Annotated in this window: 1 protein-coding gene; it reads right to left on the bottom strand. The window is 56.8% G+C overall.

Annotated features, from left to right (window positions below; genetic code table 11):
• Positions 1-14 precede the first annotated feature (14 nt).
• Positions 15-730 (bottom strand): IS5 family transposase gene (locus NJLHNGOC_RS15535; protein WP_113597115.1). Its coding sequence is split into 2 segments (ribosomal slippage): positions 15-400 and positions 400-730, totalling 717 coding nucleotides; the frame shifts between segments, so codons are not numbered across the junction.
• Between the last annotated feature and the right edge of the window lie 90 nt (positions 731-820).

Below are 820 nucleotides of genomic sequence, written 5' to 3' on the forward strand. Positions count from 1 at the left end.
CCTAGGGCGTGTCGTCAGTTAATTCCGATGATGGCGGAAACGAGTTGCACGGCTGCGAGGAATGTTGACTTCAGCCTGGCGAAGAAACGTTCAATGATGTTTCTGTTTTTGTAGAGCTGGAAGCTGATTTTCCGTGGATCGCGTCGGTTTTTCCTTGAAGGGACAACCGGCGTGATCTGCCGTTCCTCGATCTTTTCGATAAGCGGATCGGCGTCATAAGCCTTGTCGGCGATAAAGGCTTTGGGAGCGACTTCATCCAGCAGGGGACCTGCTTCCGTGATGTCCGCTCTCTGCCCGGGCGTCAGCGACAGGGCGACCGCCTTTCCTGCAGCATCGACAATGGCGTGGATTTTCGAAGTCAGTCCGCCACGGGACCGCCCGATGCCCTGATCCGCACCCCTTTTTTACGGGCACCCGCACTGTGCTGGTGAGCCCGGACAATCGTGCTGTCGATCATCATGTATCCGTTGTCACGATCGGCGGCCAGATGCCGGAAAATCCGTTCGATCACGCCGCCTTCGCACCAGCGACGCAGTCGCCGGTGGACGTTTTTCCAGTCACCAGAACGGACAGGCAGGTCACGCCAGGGAATGCCGGCACGGTAACGATACAGAACCGCTTCCACAAACAGACGGTTATCGGCAGCCGTTCCGCCGACATGGCCTTCACGACCCGGGAGAAGATCCTTTATCCGTTCCCACTGGCTGTCACTCAGGCCATATCGTCGCATTCATTCTCTCCCTGAAAACAGGGACAAAACATCACAGATCAAACGGGAGTACAAGCCTCATGGCACCAGATGCTAACTGACGACACGCCC

The organism is Novacetimonas cocois (assembly GCF_003311635.1).
Lineage (GTDB): Bacteria > Pseudomonadota > Alphaproteobacteria > Acetobacterales > Acetobacteraceae > Novacetimonas > Novacetimonas cocois.